Consider the following 3,517-nt stretch of genomic DNA (forward strand, 5'->3'; position numbering starts at 1 on the left):
GGGATCAAGCCTGACTGTGAGCCCGGAGCGGGCGGGCCCCGGCGAACCCCCACCCCGCAGGACAGTCAGGCGAACGCGGAGAGCCCCGTCAGCCGCTGCCCGATGACCAACTGGTGGATCTCGGAGGTGCCCTCGTAGGTGAGCACGCTCTCCAGGTTGTTGGCGTGCCGCATGATCGGGTATTCCCCCGAGACGCCGTTCGCGCCGAGGATGGTGCGGCACTGCCGGGCGACGGCCAGCGCCTCCCGCACGTTGTTCAGCTTGCCCACGCTGACCTGCTCGGGGCGCAGCTTTCCGGCGTCGGCTAGCCGGCCCAGGTGCAGCGCCAGCAGGAAGCCCTTCTGCCACTCGACCGCCATGTCGGCGAGCTTGGCCTGGGTGAGCTGGAAGCCGGCGAGCGGTCGGCCGAACTGGGTGCGGGTGGTCGCGTACGCCAGGGTGGTTTCCAGGCAGTCGCGGGCCGCGCCGAGCGCGCCCCAGACGATGCCGTGCCGGGCCTCGGTGAGGCAGCTCAGCGGGGCCTTGAGCCCGGCCGCGCCGGGCAGCAGCGCGTCCGCCGGGAGCCGGACGTCGTCGAGCGCGATCTCGCCGGTGACGGAGGCGCGCAGCGACATCTTGCGCCGGATCTCGCGCACCGACACCCCGGGCGCATCCAGGGGTACGGCGAACCCGCGCACCCCCTCCTCGGCGCGGGCCCAGATCACCGCGACGTCGGCGACCGGCGCGTTGGTGATCCACATCTTGCCGCCGTGCAGCAGCCAGTCGTCGCCGTCGCGGCGGGCGCGGGTGGCCATCGACGCCGGGTCGGAGCCGTGGTCGGGCTCGGTCAGCCCGAAGCAGCCGATCGCCTCGCCGGTCGCCATGGCGGGCAACCAGCGCTGCTTCTGCTCCTCGCTGCCGTAGCGCCAGATCGCGTACATGGCCAGCGAACCCTGCACCGAGACCAGGGACCGCACGCCGGAGTCGCCGGCCTCCAGCTCCAGGCAGGCCAGCCCGTACGCGACGGCGGTGGAGCCGGCACAGCCGTACCCGGTCAGGTGCATGCCGAGCAGGCCGAGCCGGCCGAACTCCCGGGCCAGCTCGCGGGCCGGCACCTGGCCCTGCTCGTACCAGTCGGCGACGTGCGGCCGGACGCGGTCGTCGACGAGCCGGCGCACGACGGACCGGATCTGGCGTTCCTCGTCGTCGAGGAGGGAGTCCAGGTCCAGCAGGTCGACAGGAGTCATCCCGCCACCCTAACGAAGCCTCAGGATCGGGTCACTCGTGCTGACCGGACAGCACCAGCACCCGGGCGTGAATCTGGTTGCGCTGCTGGAGGGCGGCGCGCAGCGCGCGGTGCAGCCCGTCCTCCAGGTAGAGCCCGCCGTTCCACTGCACCACGTGCGGGAACAGGTCCCCATAGAAGGTGGAGTCCTCGGCGAGCAGCTTGTCCAGCGCCAGCTCGCGCTTGGTGGTGATCAACTGGTCCAGCCGCAGCGGGCGCGGCGGGATCTCCGCCCACTGCTTGAGCGTCAGATTGTGCTCCGGATAGGGACGCCCGTCCCGGACCGCTCTGAAGATCACGACGGCACGCTCCCCTCCCCCTGACCGTTCCGACCCACCGCGCCGGGTCGGATCGCGGCGTGGCACCGCGCGGCACGGCGCCGATGACCGTGCCAGCGTAGCCGCCCCCGCCACACCGCGTTTTACTCCCTCTTGTCGCTTTCGCGACGCCGTCGGCCAGCCGCGACCGCCGACGCCCGAGCCGGGCCGCCGACCCTGCGGCCCGAGATCAGCTCCAGCGCCCCCGCCGGACCACCTCGTCGACCGGGCGACGCCCCCGCCGCAGCGAGGGCGACCGGTGGTCCGGGGCCCGGTAGCCGACGGTGACCGCGCCGACCGGGTCGTACTCCGCCGGCACCCCGAACGCCTCCCGGTACGCCTGCGTGCGCTGCGGCGGGATGCCGAAGAAGCACGCGCCCAGCCCCTCGTCAACGGCGGTGAGCAGCATCAGCAGGGCGGCGAAGCCGGTGTCGACATACCAGTACGGCACCGGCCAGCGCTCCGCCGCGCGGTCCGTCCAGCCCTTGTCCCGCTCGGCGTAGCGCTCCAGGTACGCCGAGCGGTTGGCGTGCGGCACGACGACCAGCGGGGCCCGCCGCATCCCGGCCAGCCACCGCTCCCGCCCGCCGCCGTCCGGGGTGGTCGCCGCCCAGAACCGCTCCCGATCCGCCGGCTCCTCCAGCACCAGGAACCCCCAGCCCTGGGCGAACCCGGCCGACGGGGCCCGCACGGCGTGGTCGAGCAGCCGCTGCACCACGTCGGGCGGGACGGGGCGGTCCGGGTCGTAGTTGCGCACCATCCGACGCCGCCGGAGCACCTCGGCGAACTCCACGACCGGCTTCCCCTTGCTGTTACCGGGCCCCGGGCCGGATGCCCAGGGTGCCCCGCCAGGTGTCGCCCGGCTCCAGGGTGATCAGGTCCTTGCCCGAGCGGTAGGCGTCCGGCGGGCAGGTCATCGGCTCGATCGCCACCGAGCGGCGGTGCCGCTCCCCGCTGAGCGTGTCCCCGGAGAAGACCTGCCACCAGCCGAACTCGCGGTCCGCCCAGACCGTGACGGCCGCAGCGTCGCCGGGGGCGGCCAGGGTCACCGAGGAGCCGCCGTCGGCGTCGCGGACCACGTCGCCGAACGCCGTGTCGAGCACCGCGTGGCCGATCCGCCGGGGGCTGGTGTAGTCGTACTCGGTGCCGGCGACCGGGGTCGCCCCGACCGGCAGCAGCCGCCCGTCGACCTGCACCCGCAGCTTCGCCGGCACCCGCAGGGCGAGGTCGTCCACCGCCACCCCGGGCAGTTGCAGGTAGGGGTGCATCGAGAAGCCGAACGGGCAGGGCTCCCCGCCGACGTTGGTCGCCTCGTGGTCGATGCGCAGGCCGTCCGGGCCGACCGAGTATCGGTTGCGCAGCCGCAGCGCCCACGGGTAGCCGGGCTGCGGGGGCAGGTCGTAACCGAGGGTGACGGCGTCGTCGGCCTGCTCGACCAGGTGCCACGGCACCCAGTTGACCAGGCCGTGCAGGGCGGCGCCCCGGCTCGGCTCGGTCAGCGTGAGCTGCAACTCCCGGCCGCCGAACGCGTACCGGCCGTCGCGGATCCGGTTCGGCCAGGGGGCCAGCACCTGCCCGGCCCCGCCGGGGCAGAGCTCGTCGGCGGCGAACCCGTCGACGTAGTCGACGCCGTCGTGCCGGTACGTCCGCAGGCCGCCGCCCACCTCGACGAGCACGGCCTCGTGGCCGGCGGCGGAAATGGTCCACTGGGTGCCTGACGGCGGGCGGCGGGATGCGGCGTTCTGCATGCCGGTGACCTTAGTCGGTCACCTCTGCGCACGGGGTGCGCGGTCGGTCACTGCGCGCACCCCGCCCGGCGGCCGGGGCCCGGGGCGGCCCCCGCCCCCCGCGGGCCCCCCCGCGCCGCGGGCGGGGGGGCGGGCGCGGGGTCGTGTTCACAAAAGACGCGGGCGGCGCCAGGAGAGGGGTTGATCTC

General features: G+C 74.4%; 4 protein-coding genes. All 4 read right to left on the minus strand.

The window, feature by feature from the left end:
* Nucleotides 1–65: 65 nt before the first annotated feature.
* A complete protein-coding gene (locus ACFT41_RS32055; RefSeq protein WP_377590420.1) occupies nt 66–1,226 on the minus strand; it encodes an acyl-CoA dehydrogenase family protein in 1,161 nt (386 codons plus the stop codon).
* A 31-nt stretch (nt 1,227–1,257) separates the two neighbouring features.
* The gene (locus ACFT41_RS32060) at nt 1,258–1,563 is read right to left on the minus strand and encodes a type II toxin-antitoxin system VapB family antitoxin (protein WP_377590419.1); all 306 of its coding nucleotides are present in this window, start codon (nt 1,561–1,563) and stop codon (nt 1,258–1,260) included.
* A gap of 208 nt (nt 1,564–1,771) precedes the next feature.
* Nucleotides 1,772–2,374, minus strand: coding sequence for a nitroreductase family protein (locus ACFT41_RS32065; protein WP_377590417.1), 603 nt, complete (start codon nt 2,372–2,374; stop codon nt 1,772–1,774).
* 19 nt (nt 2,375–2,393) lie between these two features.
* A complete protein-coding gene (locus tag ACFT41_RS32070; protein WP_377590415.1) occupies nt 2,394–3,329 on the minus strand; it encodes an aldose 1-epimerase family protein in 936 nt (311 codons plus the stop codon).
* Nucleotides 3,330–3,517 lie beyond the last annotated feature (188 nt).

Origin of the sequence: Micromonospora sp. NPDC057141, assembly GCF_042670805.1 — a bacterium.
Lineage (GTDB): Bacteria > Actinomycetota > Actinomycetes > Mycobacteriales > Micromonosporaceae > Micromonospora.

What these genes read in the sequence shown, in the direction of transcription:
- ACFT41_RS32055 (WP_377590420.1), bottom strand. Translation starts at nt 1,226, where the DNA reads ATGACTCCTGTCGACCTGCTGGACCTGGACTCCCTCCTCGACGACGAG.
- ACFT41_RS32070 (WP_377590415.1), bottom strand. Translation starts at nt 3,329, where the DNA reads ATGCAGAACGCCGCATCCCGCCGCCCGCCGTCAGGCACCCAGTGGACC.